The following is a 17,864-nucleotide window of genomic DNA, read 5'->3' on the forward strand; positions in this document are numbered from 1 at the left end:
CGTGTTCAAAGTTTCTGGCTAAAACCCGGCGCAGTTAGAAACAGCGCCTACCGGGCCTGGGGATCAATGCCACCATTTTTCTAAAATTGACAGTTATGGTGCGGTTGCAAACCACACCTACCGGATCTGGGGCGAATTAGAATTACCGATTTAAATAATTAAACTTCATCAAAGTGCGCCTATCTACTCGTTACTCTATATCTCTCTGTATCTGATACCGCGCTTCCATCCCGCTATCCCAATCACAATCGAGACAGAACATCACCTTCGGTCCCAAGTACTGGATGTTTTTACTGTCACACTCTGGACATATTTTTATCGGCTTTTCTATTTCGTCCTCTGCGTTGTGTTGGAAAATATTCAGGTAGTATATCTTTAACTCACCCGGGTAACGATGTCCCATCGGACAACGAATCAGATTGGAACTATTGTCCGTGAAGCGTTCCATTGTTTCCCGAAGAAACGTCAAGCGGTGCTGACAGACGGGACAGGGGTTAGGGGTCAATTCTTTTACGATGACGAGGTCTGTGTCTTCCGCTCGGATAGAGACTGTCAAGGCGAGGTGATGTGCGAGTTGCAAATGCGATACGCCTTGGGTTCCAAGCTTTTCAGCGAGTTCCGAGACAATTTTCGCGTAACTTTGTGGGCTTAGGACCAATTCCGTTGGAATCATCGTTCCGCCCTTTAAGCTGGAGAGAAGCCGATAGATGCGTTCTAAAATGGGCAGCCACCTCCTGTAATTTCGTAATGGAAAGAGAATTAGACTGTCCTGCCTTCAGTTGGTTCAGAAGCTAAGGGTGTTTCGTTACTCCGCGCGAGGGGTGATGATGATGCACCTCTCTGGGAACGGTAAGCGTCAGCAGGTTGATTTCGGATTAAGATCAGGTCTTCTCCATCACGTTCAATGATGTCATTTTGCATTAACGTGATTTCAAACTTTCGCATACTGGTCATAAAGTTGATGGTGACACGTGCCGCTGCTTCCAACTTAATTTGCCAACCGGTTTCAGTTTTCGTTCGAGTGAATCGATCACCAATATCAAGCGACTGCATTTGCACAGCGTTAATAATTATGCCGCTTTGTGCTTGCATCTGATTTTGGGTTTCGGTTGCATTCTCGTTAGTGTTTTGTTCCGCCATGTGCTACTCCACCTCTATAAATATGAATTGCGGATATTTTAGCATAGAGGGTTGTCTATTGTCAAAATTATTTTTATGTATCCTTGGGGATGCGCTGAACCTTGTTAGTGGGGTATTTCGTCCTCCATAGAGAAGAAAGTCGGGAATCGGAGTTGAGAGTCGGGAATCGGAGTTCCCTCCTACCGGAAAGAAAAAGCAGGTTGAGAGTCGGGAATCGGAGTTCCCTCCTACCGGAAAGAAAAAGCAGGTTGACAGCTGCTTCTGAATTAGATTATAATATGTTGTGAAAGGATTGAAACCAGATATGCGATTCACCTATTTTTGGCCCGGGTGGGCAGTTGCGCTCGGTATTGGCATCGTCATCGGTATAACTGTATTCTTTTATTTGCGGGTCGCGCGCCCCATAGATCCAAGATATAGATTTTTACTTGTCGTGCTGCGGGTCGTTGCAGCGTCGATTCTGCTTGGATGTCTCTTGGCACCTGTTGTCATTGAAAAGAAGGATGTCACGCCGTCAACGCATCTTTCCATTTTAGTGGATACCTCTCGAAGTATGCAACTCGTCGATCCGTCTACACGTGGGATGTCCGAATCAAGGATCAGTCAGGTAAATCAACTTCTATTCAATGCACCACAGCAATTCCTGCAAACTTTACAGGACAGGTTTGAGGTTCATCTTTATCCTTTTGATACGGGACTGCATCAAAGCGTTCTCTTGGTACAAGATGACAGTCCTCCTATGCCAGCGTTTGAACCGGAAGGCGCACTCACTGATATTGGAGCCGCTGTTCGAGAGGCGGCAGCAGCATGGAAAGGGCAACAGAGTGCTGGTATTGTCCTTATTACAGATGGTGCACACAATTCTGGGCAATTTCCGTTGGAACAGATGACTGCATTGGAGGTGCCAATCTATCCGATAGGTGTCGGTTCTGCGGATCCACCGAAAGATATTCAGATTCAACGTGTTGACTACACACCGATTGCTTACACAAACCATGAAAGCATTGTTCGTGTAAGCGTTATGCAAACGGGCTACACTGGTAAAACAACACGACTCTCTTTGCGAGAGGCGAAGAATAAGCGTTTCATAGATGACGCAACCTTGACGTTTGAACCGCATCAGGACGCAGATTCCACGAGTGACAGCACAAAACAGGTTGTTGAATTAAAGTTGACACCTCAGACAGAGGGGAACTTTCAATATACTGTTATGCTTCCAACGCTTGACGGTGAACTCACGGAGGCAAACAATCAAAAGACATTTTCGGTGAAGGTTGTAAAAGCGAAACTCAACGTTTTTTATCTGGAAAGCGCACCGAGGTGGGACTACACGTTCTTAAAACGAGCATTGGAGCGGGACCCGGATATTGAGGCGACTTGTGCGATTTTATCGTCCAATAGGTTAAATGCGGGACTTACTGGGACTGCACTCAACCGCTTAGATGGGTACTATCCACAAGCAACGCCAGTATCGGACACGCCACGATTTCCCGAAACGCTGACTGCACTTTCCGAGTATGATGTCCTGATTTTAGGTGATTTGGAGGCAGCGCATCTTACCGAAAACCAACAACGCGCAATTGTTGACTTCGTTGAAACGCAGGGGAAATCGATTATCTTTCTGCCCTCTCGGCGTATGCTCAGTCTGAATGGACTTGGAACCACAGAGTTGGCGCAGCTTTTACCGATTGAGATTCCGCGAAACGGGTGTCGTGTAGAGGATATGGAATTCACTGTGCAGCCGACTCCATCCGGAGCGTTTCACCCGATGTTGCAGCTGAGTGATACACAAACGGGCCGAACCGAAATGTTAGGCGAGAGCAGTGTAACTTTATGGCGAAATATGCCGGCGTTGTCGAGGTCCTTTAGTGGATTTCGTCTCAGGGGCGGTGCCACCCCTCTGATGGAGAACGGGAAAGGTACACCGATTCTGATTCTTCAGAGAGCAGGATTGGGCAAAAGTCTACTCATCGCTGCAGAAGGTCTCTGGAATTGGGACTTCGGGGTTAAAACGTTTAAAGACACTCGCTATCACACGATCTATCCGCGCTTTTGGGCACAGGTGTTGCGATGGATGGCAACAGACACCGACGACAAGAACATATACCTTACGACTGATGCCTCGGCTTACGCAATAGGGGATACAGCGAAGGTTACAGCGTATTTGTACTCTGAAACATATCAACCCCAAGCAGGCGCGACGGTGCAGATTGAAGTGATGCCACCCGATGGAGCGACCTTCCAACTCCAGATTCGCTCAGCGATTGAAAGCACTAATGAAGGGGTGACACACCAAAATACAATCGCCAACATGGGGAACCTCTACACGGCTCAATTCGCACTACGACAGAAGGGGAACTACCGTATTCGCGCAACGGGTAGAAGTGGCAATCTAAACTTAGGCGAGGATCGGCTCGATATTTTCGTCCACCCGCAGCTTGCGGAATTAGAGAGTCCGCAACTCAATGAGGACTTACTGAAACAACTCGCCTCGCAAACGGGTGGTGCCTATTTTCCGATCGCTGATGCGGAATTGATGCTTGAGAACATTGCCGATGTTCAAAACGCGATGTTTGTCGATGCTGAACGTGAACTCTGGGCACATCCTTTGATTCTTCTTACAGTCGTTGGGTTGTTGGGAACTGAATGGTTTTTGCGCAAGCGGATTGGAATGACTTGAGGAACTGAAAGCCTGTGTAGCAGGCGAAAAATATGATACTATCAATTAAATGGAAACTATTTTGGGTCGGTTGCCTCCTACTTTGTGCGATGATTGGAACACACGGATGGCAAGGTTTGCTGGCTTCCAATGTCCCACTAACGATCGCACAAGTTCACTATGGCGGCGGTGGCGATTGGTACGGCGACGCGACGACGATTAAGAATTGGCTCCGGCTCGTCCGAACCCGAACAGGTATTGAAACCGCTAAGGATAGGGTAATCCTTAAGTTGACGGATCATACGCTTTATCAATACCCGATGCTCTACTTGGTAGGACACGGGAATATTCGGTTGACCGAGAGTGAAGTTGAGGCGTTGCGTGACTATCTCACGCGGGGCGGCTTCCTATTCGCCAATGACGATTACGGACTTGATGAAAGTTTTCGCCGTGAAATGCGTCGGGTCTTTCCAGAACAGGAGTTGCAACCGATACCGAATACACATCTAATTTATCGCTGCTTCTATGAACTGAAAGGCTTACCGAAAATTCATGTGCATGATACGGAGCCTGCCCAAGGATTTGGACTCTTTCACGACGGACGCATGGTTGTTTATTACGCTTACAGTGCTGACATCGGGGATGGGCTTGAAGATGCCGATGTACATCCAGATGATACCCCCCAAGTACGCGAACTTGCGGCAAAGATGGCAGTAAATATCGCTGTATATGCCCTAACGCATTAAAGGAGGTTCTCGGTTATCAGTTTTCGGTTATCAGTTTTCAGGGACAAGAGGTACTGTGGCTGCCACAAGAACCCTCTTAACTCTCACTGCGAGGCAAACTGATGACTCTTCCTCTGACAACTAATAACTGACAACTATTATACGATGGAAACACGAGATGTGAACCGTGCTTACGAAAATATTATGACGCGCTTGCGTGCCGTTCGGCGACAATGGCGATGGCTCGTTTTCTCCGAAAGTGTACTAAAATGCTTTGCGATTCTTGCGCTGCTGATGACAAGCACGCTTATCATTTTAACCGTTAGTTTTCAAGCATGGCAGTTTCCTTTCTCGCGTTGGATACGTATCGCGATCCTTTTGTTGGCAATAGGCGGTGCTATCTATGCGGTCATCCGAATACTTATTCTACCTCTCCGCGGTAAATTCACGGATACTGCGGTCGCGGCGCGCCTTGAATCGACACAGACGGAAACGGAATTTTCCTCCGAAAACCGAATCCTCAGTGCTATCCAGCTTCGGAAAAACTTAACAGATAATCCGCTTGGATATGCGCCTGAGTTTATCGAACACCTTATCGTTCAAGCCAGTCAAGACGTAGAACAGGTCCAACCTAAGAGGGTATTCCAAACCGAGTTTCAGAAGATTAAACGAAATGCTGGTATCGCTGTCGCAGGTGCTGTGCTTCTTTTGCTTACACATCTTCTCTTACCTACGGCTTTTACAGGCTTTGCACTGGCATTTCAAACCTTACCAAAAGCACTACAGGAAGATGCATCATATCTGAAAGACACCATTCAAATTACAGAGATCCAACCCGGCAGTATCCAAATTGAACGGGGGAGCGATGTTAAGGTGACTGCCAAAGTAGATGGACATTTCGACGCGCCTGTCTCGCTTTACTATCGCGTTGGAAGTGTTGATGAGGTGACATCAACCGCTGAATGGCAACCGCTACCGATGTACCGTACCTCCATTGACCCTGGGCGCGTCTCACAAACTTCTGATACGCTATTTCCATACAGGGCGACACTTGAAAATGTGGCGCGTCCGCTTCAATATTATATCTCTGTCAATGGGGTGGTATCGGCACGGTACCAGGTGACAATCAGCAATGAGCCAATTGTCACGCAGTTCCAGTATCGACTCAATTACCCAGCCTACACGCAGCTGCAGCCCCAAACGCTTCCCGCGGACATCGGAGACATTCAAGTGCTTTTTGGAACGGAAATTGTGTTCACTGGGAAGAGCAATAAACCACTTCAGAAGGCATCCCTCGTCTTTGAAACGTCAGGCGACGTTCCATTAGAAATTAAGGAAAAACATTTACAAGAGACTATTACACAAGATGGAAGAGTGGAAGGGTGGAAGGGTGGAAGGGTGGAAGGGTGGAAGGATGAGAGAATAGAAGGATCTTTTATTGCGCAACAGAGTGAGAATTATCATATCCAAATTACAGATGTTGAGGGTTTCACAAATCGGGACCCGGTGAAGTATATGCTCACTGTTCTGGAGGATGCCGCACCTGAAGTTGCTATCATTGAACCAGCACGGGATACCGTCTTGGATGACGCTATGCTGGTAGAACTAAAGGTAGAAGCCACAGACGATTATGGCATACAGGAACTCCAATTGGTATATCGTGTTGAGAGTGAAGGTGCCGAAGAGGTGAATGTCCCGTTGAAGCGTTGGGATTCAGCGGGTACCGCTGTGCGCAGCTCGGTTTCTGTGACATACGCATGGGACGTGGATCGGATTGGCATTTTTCCGGGTGAAGTGCTTGCTTATTACGTCCAAGCATTGGATATCGACAACGTCTCAGGACCGAATATCGGGAAATCTCATACCTATACGCTCCGTTTCCCGTCTCTCTCCGAATTATACGATGCAATTGCTTCCGAACAAGAGGTTGAACAACAAGGACTTGAAGAGCTTGTTGACGAACAGGCGGATGCTACCGGTTTGGTTGACACGCTCCTTGATAAGATTAGGAAGAGCCAGGAGCTTACCCTCAACGATGAGAGCGTGATGCAGCAGGTGCTTGAAAATCAGAAGCAGATTGAGGAAACAGCCAAGCAGCTGATCGAAGATATGAAGCAGACGGCAAAGGAGATGGAGCAGGATCAGCTCTTTGATACTGAGACGATCGAAAAATATCAGGAACTGCAAAATCTGATGGAGAAAGCACTTTCTGAAGAGCATAAAGAACTTTTGCGGAAACTTTCAGAAGCACTGGCGAAACAACAGATGAACGAGCAAGAGCAGTCGATGACGGAAGCGAATCTCAATCAGGAACAGTTTTTACAACAATTGGAACGCGCCAAGTCGCTTTATGAACAGATACTTCTCCAACAAAGACTTGAGGCTGCCGCCAAACAAGCGAAGGCTCTCGCTGAACAACAGAAGCAGCTGATGGATACGTTGGAATCGGAGGCACAATCCGCGCCTATAAATGATCTTGCACAAAAGGAGGACAGAGTCGCAAGCGAATTTGAACATCTCAGCGAAGAGTTAGATGAACTCGGCACAGAGATGAAAGATATGGCTCAAAACAGTGACAATGCTCCACCGCAAATAGAGCGGCTTGCGGACGAGATCAAACGGCTCAATCAGTTTGCCCGCGATCAGAATTTGTCGGAAATGCTTGAGGCAACCAGTGAAAGTCTCCGAAGTGGACAGAACAGTGAGGCACTCGAATCGGGGCGAGAAGCGCAACAGACACTCACAGAGGTCGCGCAAGGATTGGATAACGCGCTCGCATTCATGGAGGGTGCGAATGCGAACGAAACGCTGACCGCAATGCAGGAAGCCGTTCAAAGTGGGCTGCATCTCTCACATCTCCATGAAAAGGTGCTCACCCAAACCAATGACATTCTCATCGCTGGGCAAACTGATGCCTATATCCCGAATGAGATCGTGCGCTTGCAGCAACTCGCTGCCGATGAACTCGGTGCGGCGGAGAGCATTACCCAACTTTCCAGTAAGCTTTGGGAGTTAGGGAATCGCCAGATGGAGGTGCCGCCTGAAGTGATAATGCATCTTAACGCCTCAAACGATGCACTCTCGCGTGCTGCACGGGCATTGGAGGATAGACAGCCGAACCTCGCACTGCCGATCCAAAGGGCTGCACTTGCCGATCTCAATCAGGCAATCTTTGAACTGCTTGACGCGATGGCACAGATGAATCAGCAGATGGGTGCCAGCGGGTTTGAGAATATGATGGAACAGTTGCAACAACTTGCCGAGAGTCAGGAACAACTGAACGAGATGGCGCAGAACTTGAACCAGCAGCTGCGAGAACAGGGGCGAACTCCCGGACTTGAACAGATGATGCAGCAACTCGCCGACCAACAGCAGCTTATTCGAGAGGCAGCCGAACGACTCGCTGAACGGGCAGAGCAGATGGCACAGATGCTCGGCAGTCTTGAAGATGTTGCTGAGGAGATGACAGAGGTTGAAAAATCGCTTCGTCAAGGTGAACTTGACGAGCAGGTACTCGATAGACAAGCGCAGATTTTGACGCGGATGCTCGACAGTCTGAAATCGCTGCAGAAACGGGATGTCGGTAAACAGCGCAAGGCGGAAGTCGCTGAAAATCCTGAGGCACCTGCACAGGAAGTTCCGCCTTTGCACCCTGAATTACTCGAAATCGTTCGGAAGTTAGAAATGACACCGCACGCAAAAGAGTTTGAGGACATTCCGTTCCAGTATCGAGAGCAGCTACGAAAGTATTTTAAAGCACTTTCGCAGAAAACACAGTAAGTGGGTTTGTCTGAGATTAGGTTCTGTTGAAACAGCGTGGTGGAAGAATTCATGAACCGTAGAAATTTTTTGATTAACGGAGGCACCGCATTGGCAGGACTATTTCTCGCTAACGGGACCTCACGACTGTGTGCGGACAGTCAGGCAATTCATATTGACGAATATATAAACGAAAGGGAAAAATCAATGAAGACAGCGGTTAGTATTGTTGACGATGCGTTTTATATCAATGGAGAAATCACATATCCGGGACATTTCTACCAAGATCATAAAATAGAAGGGTTGCTTATTAACACCCGCATGGTGCAAGGTATCTTTGATGATCGGAACCCAGAAACCGTTCATCTGTGGGAATATCCAGATACAGGTGAATGGGACGCTGAGCGCAATACTCGTGAATTTTTGGCGGCAATGCCGACGTGGCGTGCCCACGGTGTATTGGCGTTTACCATCAATCTCCAAGGCGGCAGTCCGGAAGGCTACTCTAAAGCGCAACCGTGGCATAACTCCGGTATAGAAGCCGACGGCAGCCTCAACGCTGATTATCTGTCGCGGCTTGAACGCATTATCGACTTTGCTGATATACTCGGTATGGTTGTCATTCTCGGTTATTTCTACTTTGGGCAGGACCAGCGGGTTAAGAACGAGAACGCTATCAAAAAGGCTGTTGACAATGCAACCGGTTGGCTCTTCGACAAGGGATACACCAACGTTATCGTTGAGGTGAACAACGAATGCAACGTGAGAGCATATACCCATGAAATACTACAACCGCAACGGGTACACGAATTAATTGAAAGAGTGAAAGAGACAACACGCGACGGCAACAGATTTCTCGTCGGAACGAGTTACGGTGGTGGTAGGGTGCCGTTTGAAAATGTCGTCCGCTCCTCCGATTTCCTGCTTGTCCATGGAAATGGTGTGAGCGATCCGAACCGCATCATTGAGATGGTCCAACAGACACGCGAGGTGCCGGGCTACCGTCCGATGCCGATTCTTTTCAACGAAGACGATCATTTTGATTTCGATAAACCACTCAACAACTTCGTTGCTGCTGTGAGCCAATACGCCTCATGGGGCTACTTCGACCCCGGTGAAAACGACTATTGTAACGGTTACCAATCCGTGCCAGTGCAGTGGCAAATCAACACACCGCGCAAACGCGCTTTTTTTGAGAAGGCTCGCGACATCACTGGCTTCAACGCTTGATAGCATCAGGAACCGAGCCTAAAACGAAGTGAAAGGAATTCTACGTAAAAGATCGTCAATATTCAAAACCACTTGAACGAACCGCAAGGAAAATTAAAAAGGTGTTTATCTTCATAGCATCAGGAAAGTAGCCTGTAATGTAATGGAAGGCGGATTTACGCACAGAAGCGTCAAAGTCCCAAAACCACCTGAACGAACCGCAAGGAAAATTTAAAAAAAACGTAGTCCGTAATGAAATGGAGGACGGCTATACGGACAGGAACGTCAAAATCCAATCCATCCTCAACGAACCGCAAGGAAAATTAAAAATATGCCACAAATTGATCCAATTTATTTTGCTATTGTTGTTGCTGTTGTCATTATGCTTGGGACGAGCGTCCGAATTCTTAAGGAATATGAACGTGCTGTTATCTTTCGTCTCGGACGATTAACGGGTACCCGCGGTCCCGGACTTGTATTAATGATACCGTTCTGGATTGAACGGATGCAACGCATCAGTCTACGGGTTATCGTCAACGATGTCACCCCTCAAGATGTGATTACAAAGGACAACGTTTCCGTGAGCGTCAACGCAGTATTGACCTTCAGAGTAACCGAAGCGGATAGAGCAGTAATCGAGGTTGAAGACTTCGGGTTTGCCATCTCCCAAGTTGCTCAGACGACGCTTCGTAGTGTGCTTGGACGCGCTGAACTGGATGACCTACTCTCCGAACGTGAAAAACTGAATCAGGATTTAGAGGAGATTATCAAGAAACATTGTGAACCGTGGGGTGTCGAAGTGCTTGCGATGGAGATTAAGCATGTGGATTTGCCCGTTGAGATGCAACGCGCGATGGCGAAACAAGCGGAAGCAGAACGGGAACGGCGTGCCAAAGTTACACACGCCGAAGGTGAATTTGAATCTGCCGAGGTTTTAACCAATGCTGCGGAAATCCTTAGTAGGATCCCGACCGCTGTCCAACTCCGATTCCTTCAAGCGTTGGTAGAAGTCAGCGCGGAGAAAAACTCGACCATGGTTTTCCCAATCCCGATAGATCTGCTCAGTCCGTTCCTTGAAAAGATAAAGGGTTCAGAGGAATAGTTGATATATTTTGAGAGTATTCTCTGAAATGGAGGCTGTGCTGACGGATACGGTCTCTTGGGGGAGCAGTTAATCTGTTTTGAGTGTATACACACCGCGTCGAACCCTCACAATCTCACCGGTGTTAACAAGTTTCATGAGAGCATGGCGTATCGCTGTTGGGTTCCCGTCAATAACCGCGATCATTTCAGATGCCTTTTTCTCACCATCTGAAGCCAGGAGCGTGAGAATTTGCTGGCGGAAGGTAATGCGTTCCGTACCGCTGAGTTTTCTCAGTACACGGTTGGCATGAATGTGGGTGCATCCGAGAATATGCTGCACTTTGTCTCTACCGGATTCCGCAGTTAGATTGGCTCTCTCAACTTCAAAATGTTGACGTGTGGCTATTATCTCAGGAAGTTTGTCCAGCCCACCGGCGATCTCAAAGTCTTCCCAGTCAAAAAGGAGGGTTTCAGGTCTATCGGTGATGTTCGGCAGTTCCAACCCAGTGAGCAACATGACATTTTTGCCTGTCTGGGAATTCAATGGAATAAGTCCAACAGCCTCTGTAATGATTCGGCGTGCAGCCGTTTCATAAACGTTCTGGATTCGTTCGTCTTTGTAGTGATAGGGTTGCATGACTCTATCATAACAGAGAGGTTTGTCATCGTTTCCAAACAGAGCCTGCGAATACCTCCAAGTAGCGTCTATGGGTGGTGTTGGCATGCCGACCATCCAGATGACCTCAGCATCTGCGAGATTTGTGTTTCCCCGTATTATTTTTCTGGAATAGCTTATGAAACAGACATTCTCTTTTTCTACGATCCTCACCAATTTTTTTAAAATCATATTATTGGCGATAATTGCATGCTTAACGTCGGGTTCTCTTTCAATTTCTGCTCGGATACCAGCAAAAAAGCGTTGCCCCATTTTAGAAGCACCAGCAACTGCTCCGTTATCGCCGTAGTCTAAAATCGTCTCGGGTTGGTAATGACCTGTCCGAATCTGAAAGACTCGGTTTTCCGGTCGCCATGGTGTCGGTTGAATACGCTTAACTTCAACTTCGTCAGCTGGAAATATCCTACGAAGATGTTGCTCGGAGAGTGTTTCCGATACTAACACAAGTCGTCTAACGCTCGAATGCAGTATTGGGGGAATAGTAAGCGTCAGTACCTTGTGATCCCACTGAATCGGTGCATCAGCATCCCGTGTGTAATGCGCAAAGAAACGCTTGAGTTGATGCCAAAACGTCCATGTTGGATCCGGATAGACGGTCGGGAATGCCTGAATACTTTGGACGGTTTCCGGATTCAGGATACCTAATTGAATCGCTTCTGCCATCGGCATTTGGATTTTCATTTCTTCGTTCTTGCCTTTCTCCACCACCTTGCCACGTACATTGACTTGTGTCATCTGCTGGATAACTTCTTCTTTCTGCCATTCAAATGTCTGCAGTGCTGCCCGGACCCGTTTGACCGCATCGCCGTGGGGCTTACCTCTGATTTCTAAAGCATTCAGTAATGTCTTGGCGAAGTTCCCTAAGGCACTCCCCTGCCAGTTAGCGATCCACTCTTCTAACACCTTTCTTGATAATCCACATCTCAGAAACAGAGGATGCACATCCGTCACACCATTGATGATACAAAGCCTATTTTCTCTTCTATCGACTGGCTTCAGCAACGTGTCCACCAATTTAGCGTGTTGTGGATCGAAAAATAGTTGATTGGACACTACTATTTGTGTTTTGGCGCGTTGTAGTGCGGCGGGTTGGGATAAATAGCCACGCGCCTGACACGTCTCGTAAACCGGGCACTGCGGGCAAATACTTTCACTCGGATCTCCACCTTTCTCCTCAAGCGCATCGCACCGCTCTGGATCCTCACAGACATTTCCGTGTTGAAACGGATTTGCCATACGCGCATCGACGGGTATCTCTTTTACCTGCTCCCAGAGGTGCATCCGAGGTTTCCAACGAGCAACAGAGCGGACACCTTGTTCTTGAAGACCTTGTTCTGCTGCATCTGCTAACTCGGCACTTGGCGCGTTTAAGCAGGTTGTACCACTGTTAAGAAGATGGTATTCTGTATCAGCGTAGCCGATTCCCTCTGTTTCAACATTAAGTCCAATGATACGCTCGGTTCCATCGAGAATGCTCCCTATCCGAGTGGTAATTTCTTCAGGGGTTTCCGGTTTTCGTAGGACTGGACGGGAACGTCTTATCGCCAACGGGCTGAGTTTTCCTGCCCTCACAGCGAGCATCTTATCAGAGACAGACAGCACAGGAGCGAGTGTCGGCGGCGCAATACCGGTATCGCTCCAGATCTCTGTGATAGGTGTTGCTTCCGTCGGAAGCTCAGCATCGGGTATAGATGTGCGGAGCCATACGGTTCCCTCGTTCTCCCAGAGCAGTGCGTCCGTATTGTTAGCATCACCGCCGTAACGTATCCAGTGGTGAAAACCGTCTGATTGTCGGATATAAGAGAAACCGCGTTTTGAAAGTGCCTCTCTTGCGAGGTCAAGGTCGCGTGAACCGAGAGATAATGGTGTGTCGGTGAAAGCTTCGTCCTGTTCAGTTTTCTGCGGAACAGGTTCGTGAAGTTTTGCGCGGAGCGCGTCAAGAGGGGCAAAGAGGACCTCTTTAGAAATCACGGGTGGGTCTAACAGATTTCCGAGCAAAATTTCGTAGCGTGCATCCCAGCGACTGTATCCGTTTTCTCCAAGAATTTCAAGGTATACGTCTCGATAGCCCGGATTTTCAGGGGTCGACGTGTGTTTATAGACATACAGTTTTTCTTCCTCGGTATTTGGATGAAGATACTCTGGCACTCTGCAGGAAAAGCGCAGCCCACCCGACCTTGACAGCGTCAACAGCGGGTTCTCGACAGCGTTCACAAGCACTTCAATATAGGTAAGAATGTCGTCTGGAACAGCGGAAATCGCTTCGTATTTAAAATCGAGGTCATGCCACCGTGCGCCGTCGCGTTCGGAAGGGATACCGGTATAAATCTGGAGTCCCCATGACGCGTCCCATCGTCTGGCTCTCCAGTTTCTCATCCCTTGGCGTTTCAAAAATCGATTAGGCATCAAACTCTTTGGACCGCTATCGTGCACAGGTGCTCGCCCTATCGGCATAACGGAGATGTCCGCCTGTTCCAAATCATCAAGCAACACAGGGCATTTGTGGGCGCAGTAAACCGTGTATTGGTGCGGATGCGCTGCACTCAACATCGTGGGTATTGCTACTGTCTTCTGCTGCCGAAGCGGCTTTTGGTGACGTTGATGGCAGCGTTGAATAAGATCGTTAAAGAGGTCTGTCGGCATATTTAAAATCTTATAATGTAGTAACTTGGGCTACAGTAAATGAACTTTGGAAGACTAAAATCCAATGCAAGCATCTTCAACACTACTGCATAATAGCACAAAGTCCCCTCTTAATCAAGATTTTCGTACGATTCAAAGCGAAAGAACCGAGTGCTTAAAAGGATGCTGCTGCACCCGCAGTATCTGATTGCATTCCACATTGCAAATCCGCTTTTTATGAAATTAGTTGTGAAAAAATTGTGTTTTTGATATATTTAAACCTATAATTTATAAAATTGTATTGTAAAAATAATAGGTTTAATGATAATATTATTCTGTGTCGTTGGCGGATTCGCTGGATAGCGTGTTAGTTCAATATATACACGATTCAGAGGATACTGTGTAGTTTGCTCAAAATCATTAGTTATGTAAAATCCTCTATTAGATTTAACCTTCGCGTTTGCTTAGGGAATCCTAATGACAAAGGAGTAGCAAATATATGTTTCGTTTACTTGCTTTTTTGACAATTGCCGTTTTCGCTTTTAATATGCTACCTTCCAGTTACGCTCAAGAACTATCGGTGCAGGCACAGGCGAAAGCAGATGCCAAAAAAGACTCAAGTCCGGCTCTCAATAGCGAATTTTTTTCGCTCGGTGTTGCCGGGGGTTTTTTGGGGTGTCTTGCCGGCAGTTATCTCGGTTGGCAAATAGGAACCGCTATTGACGACTCAGTCCCAGGTGGAGTTGTTTACTCTTTCGGAAACGACGCTCAGATTTATGGATGTTGTGCTGGTGCGATTCTCTTGGGTGTCGTTGCAATGCCACTCTACATAAACTTAAGACCCTACAAACCAGATCCACCACCAGAGCGGCTGCTTGGCAAATCGCCAGCGTATATTGAGGCGTACACCCAAGTCTATCAATCTGAAGCATCGCGCCTCAGTAAACTACATGTCACCAGAGGTACAGTCGTTGGTAATTTGGCAGCTATAGGGGGAGCTATATTACTTGCCGCAGGGCTTGTAAATTAAGGGACAGAACATTTGATAGTAAGAGGAACCGGTTGTCCACGCGGAAAATGTTGATAAGAAAGTAGGCTTTTCTTATCGCTGCGGGTGGATACACTATTGTAAAAAAGTGTCGGACGGGAGATGCTGCAGCCGCCTGTTTTCGGCACAAACGATTTATGAACCCTTCTTAGGGGAGGCTGCTTGGTTTTCAGTAGACAGACGTTTCATTTTTTCAAACAAAATAGATTAACTCACCTTAAACGGAGGTAAAACCGTGAAAAAGTATTTCAGATTTTTTGTTATTTTTTTTGTGTTCAGTTGTTTAACCCCACATATTGCATCCGCGCAGGTCGTGAACGTGCCGGATCCGAATTTAGCAGCGGCATTACGAGAAGTATTTGGCTTAGCACCAAATGCACCCATTACCAGACAGGATATGCAGAGATTAATAGGCTTTGAAGCTATTAATCGTCAGATAAGGGACCTTACTGGATTGGAACATGCTCCGCAATTACGTGCTTTAGATCTCGGTGATAATCAGATCAGTGACATTCGCCCACTGGCAGGATTGACGCAGTTAGGCGCATTATCTCTTGCTGAGAACCGCATCCGAGACGTGACTCCACTGACACAGATGACACAGTTAGAGTGGCTATTCCTTTGGACTAATCAGATTAGTGATATCCGTCCACTGGCAGGATTGACGCAATTAGAACGGTTATCTCTCAGAGATAATCAAGTGAGCAATCTCACTCCACTCACAAGATTGACGCGATTAAACGAATTACGGCTTAGTGATAATCAGATCCGAGATTTGACACCGCTTGCTGGATTGACACAGTTAAGATTATTATGGCTTGCCGACAATCAAATCAGTGATATGTCTCCACTCGCTGGATTGACGCAATTAGAATGGTTAAATCTTAGAGGGAATCAAATCAATGATGTAAGTCCGCTTGCGGGATTGGCGCGATTGGAGGAGTTGTATCTCATTCAAAATCAAATCAGCGATGTGTCCCCGCTCGCTGGATTGACACAGTTGGCAATTCTAAATCTCAGGACGAATCAAATCCGTGACGTATCCCCCCTCGCTGGATTGACAAACCTAACAGAATTATACCTTGAGGGGAACCCAATTCAGGATACATCGCCGCTGGCGAGCCTGACAAAACTCAGGGTAGTGGATGTTAGGATTACTGCGCCTCCTACGGGACCCGTTAGTAGGGTCTCAATACCCGATCCGAATTTGGCGGCGGCAGTACGGGAGGCATTGCGCTTAGCACCAAATGCGTCTATTACCACACAGGATATGCAAAGATTAATAAATCTGGATGCGAATAATCGTCGGATAACAAATCTCACTGGGTTAGAGCACGCCACACAATTGAGAGAGTTATACCTGCATCAAAATCAGATTCGCGATATAGAACCCCTCGCTGGATTGCCGGAGTTAAAATGGTTAGCTCTTGAAAGTAATCAAATAAGTGACGTGAGTCCGCTCGCTAGATTGCCCCAGTTAGAGCGTTTAACCCTCAATAGCAATCGAGTCAGTAACCTTAGTCCGCTCGCTGGATTGATCCAGTTAGAACTGTTAATTCTCAGTGACAATCAAATAACTAATCTTAGTCCGCTCACTGGATTGACGCGATTGACAGTATTATGGCTCACTGGAAATAATATTCGTGATGTGTCCGCGCTCGCGAAATTGGTAAACCTGGAGGTGTTAAGGCTTTCGGGGAATCCGATTCAGGATACGTCACCACTTGCGAGCCTCACAAAATTAACGGATGTGGATGTTAAGATTACCGCTCCGCCTTCACAGCCACAGCCGATATCGGAAGACCCAACTCAGCCAAGTCCTGAACCAGCACCTCAAGAAACTGCAGAAACTCCTCAAGATGAAGGCACGCAACCGACTGAAACACCCGCACCTTCGACGATAACCGAAGGACAAATTACGTTTAGCGAACTAATGTTCGCGACAAGCGGAGGGCTCTTTTCTCAACCGCAGTGGATAGAGTTATTCAACAATGGTCCTGTTGGTTCCGAACCAGTGAATCTCAGAGGATTGAGGTTAGTCATTGAGGCACGCGATAGTGAAACCCGACATCGGTACTCAACTATCGTGTTTGAAGACTTAGTTATTAAACCCAAATGGACAGTGTTGCTGGTGACACGAGGGAATAGTCGGAACTCAGGATATTTGTCCGAGGATCGAGTCTATAGTCTCTACGATCATAGTAATGTAAGTAGCCTCGGTTTGCATGATAATGCAGTCTTACCAGCCTCCGGATTCTCGCTAAAGTTGTTCGCCGCAGATGGCACGTTAATTGATAGTGCTGGGAACCTTGATGGTGTGAAAAGGAGCAAGGATACCCCTCTGTGGGAGCTGCCGGCAGGCTGGACAGAAGACAGAATGCGAACGTCATTGATTCGTCGGTATGAAGACGGCACGGCACTACCGGGTACGGAAGCAATGAGTTGGGTGCGTGCTGCAGATGTAGAGTTATCTATGGAACTTTATTATGGACATAAGGCCGACATTGGCACGCCTGGGTATAGACGCGGTGGACCGCTGCCGGTTGCGTTGTCGCATTTTGGTGCGAATAGGACAGACGCGGGTGTTATCATCGAATGGACGACAGCATCGGAGACCGACAATGCCGGTTTCAATATCCTACGCGGTCAAACCAAGGAAGGTTCGTTTGTGAAGGTGAATCCAACGCTAATCCCGGGTGCAGGGACAACAGCCGAACGGACGAACTACACATGGGTAGATATGACTGCGAAATCGAATGTCGCTTACTATTATCGAATAGAAGATGTTTCATTCTCAGGGAATCGTCGGCAGTTAACAACGGTTCGTATGAGAGGACATCTCTCAGCAGCAGGAAAATTCGCTATGACGTGGGGTGGTTTGAAGACGCGGGATTAACAACGGTCGCGCTTTCACCCTCGCTACAACGAATCGTTGTATACTTC

At 47.5% G+C, this 17,864-nt stretch carries 10 protein-coding genes; 7 read left to right on the plus strand and 3 right to left on the minus strand.

Translation table 11 applies throughout. The annotated features are described in order from the left end of the window. Nucleotides 1-190 precede the first annotated feature (190 nt). Nucleotides 191-673: a hypothetical protein gene (locus OXH39_16710; GenBank protein ID MCY3552105.1), complete on the minus strand. Its 483-nt coding sequence runs from the start codon at nucleotides 671-673 to the stop codon at nucleotides 191-193. Between the two features lie 86 nt (nucleotides 674-759). Beyond that, entirely contained in the window at nucleotides 760-1,140 is a 381-nt protein-coding gene (locus OXH39_16715; protein MCY3552106.1) for a hypothetical protein, read from the minus strand. A 304-nt stretch (nucleotides 1,141-1,444) separates the two neighbouring features. On the opposite strand from OXH39_16715, the gene OXH39_16720 reads away from it, so the two are divergent. The 5 genes from OXH39_16720 (at nucleotide 1,445) to OXH39_16740 (ending at nucleotide 10,594) form a co-directional block, all read left to right on the plus strand. Then, on the plus strand, nucleotides 1,445-3,820 hold the full coding sequence (locus tag OXH39_16720; GenBank protein MCY3552107.1) for a hypothetical protein: 2,376 nt from the start codon (nucleotides 1,445-1,447) through the stop codon (nucleotides 3,818-3,820). A 32-nt stretch (nucleotides 3,821-3,852) separates the two neighbouring features. Beyond that, nucleotides 3,853-4,545: a DUF4159 domain-containing protein gene (locus OXH39_16725; protein MCY3552108.1), complete on the plus strand. Its 693-nt coding sequence runs from the start codon at nucleotides 3,853-3,855 to the stop codon at nucleotides 4,543-4,545. 144 nt (nucleotides 4,546-4,689) lie between these two features. Continuing rightward, nucleotides 4,690-8,304, plus strand: coding sequence for a hypothetical protein (locus OXH39_16730; GenBank protein ID MCY3552109.1), 3,615 nt, complete (start codon nucleotides 4,690-4,692; stop codon nucleotides 8,302-8,304). Between the two features lie 186 nt (nucleotides 8,305-8,490). Beyond that, nucleotides 8,491-9,513 (plus strand): hypothetical protein, encoded by a 1,023-nt coding sequence (locus tag OXH39_16735; GenBank protein MCY3552110.1) that lies wholly within the window; start codon nucleotides 8,491-8,493, stop codon nucleotides 9,511-9,513. 310 nt (nucleotides 9,514-9,823) lie between these two features. Beyond that, entirely contained in the window at nucleotides 9,824-10,594 is a 771-nt protein-coding gene (locus tag OXH39_16740; GenBank protein ID MCY3552111.1) for a slipin family protein, read from the plus strand. Between the two features lie 69 nt (nucleotides 10,595-10,663). On the opposite strand, the gene OXH39_16745 is transcribed toward OXH39_16740, so the two are convergent. Further along, on the minus strand, nucleotides 10,664-13,894 hold the full coding sequence (locus tag OXH39_16745) for a hypothetical protein (GenBank protein MCY3552112.1): 3,231 nt from the start codon (nucleotides 13,892-13,894) through the stop codon (nucleotides 10,664-10,666). A gap of 478 nt (nucleotides 13,895-14,372) precedes the next feature. Between OXH39_16745 and OXH39_16750 the strand changes: the two genes are divergently transcribed. After that, on the plus strand, nucleotides 14,373-14,903 hold the full coding sequence (locus tag OXH39_16750; protein MCY3552113.1) for a hypothetical protein: 531 nt from the start codon (nucleotides 14,373-14,375) through the stop codon (nucleotides 14,901-14,903). 253 nt (nucleotides 14,904-15,156) lie between these two features. Then, nucleotides 15,157-17,817, plus strand: a complete 2,661-nt coding sequence (locus tag OXH39_16755; GenBank protein MCY3552114.1) for a leucine-rich repeat domain-containing protein — start codon at nucleotides 15,157-15,159, stop codon at nucleotides 17,815-17,817. Nucleotides 17,818-17,864 lie beyond the last annotated feature (47 nt).

It is taken from the genome of Candidatus Poribacteria bacterium (genome assembly GCA_026702755.1).
Classification (GTDB): Bacteria; Poribacteria; WGA-4E; order WGA-4E; family WGA-3G; genus WGA-3G.

What these genes read in the sequence shown, in the direction of transcription:
- OXH39_16710 (MCY3552105.1), bottom strand. Translation starts at nt 673, where the DNA reads ATGATTCCAACGGAATTGGTCCTAAGCCCACAAAGTTACGCGAAAATT.
- OXH39_16715 (MCY3552106.1), bottom strand. Translation starts at nt 1,140, where the DNA reads ATGGCGGAACAAAACACTAACGAGAATGCAACCGAAACCCAAAATCAG.
- OXH39_16720 (MCY3552107.1), top strand. Translation starts at nt 1,445, where the DNA reads ATGCGATTCACCTATTTTTGGCCCGGGTGGGCAGTTGCGCTCGGTATT.
- OXH39_16725 (MCY3552108.1), top strand. Translation starts at nt 3,853, where the DNA reads ATGATACTATCAATTAAATGGAAACTATTTTGGGTCGGTTGCCTCCTA.
- OXH39_16730 (MCY3552109.1), top strand. Translation starts at nt 4,690, where the DNA reads ATGGAAACACGAGATGTGAACCGTGCTTACGAAAATATTATGACGCGC.
- OXH39_16735 (MCY3552110.1), top strand. Translation starts at nt 8,491, where the DNA reads ATGAAGACAGCGGTTAGTATTGTTGACGATGCGTTTTATATCAATGGA.
- OXH39_16740 (MCY3552111.1), top strand. Translation starts at nt 9,824, where the DNA reads ATGCCACAAATTGATCCAATTTATTTTGCTATTGTTGTTGCTGTTGTC.
- OXH39_16745 (MCY3552112.1), bottom strand. Translation starts at nt 13,894, where the DNA reads ATGCCGACAGACCTCTTTAACGATCTTATTCAACGCTGCCATCAACGT.
- OXH39_16750 (MCY3552113.1), top strand. Translation starts at nt 14,373, where the DNA reads ATGTTTCGTTTACTTGCTTTTTTGACAATTGCCGTTTTCGCTTTTAAT.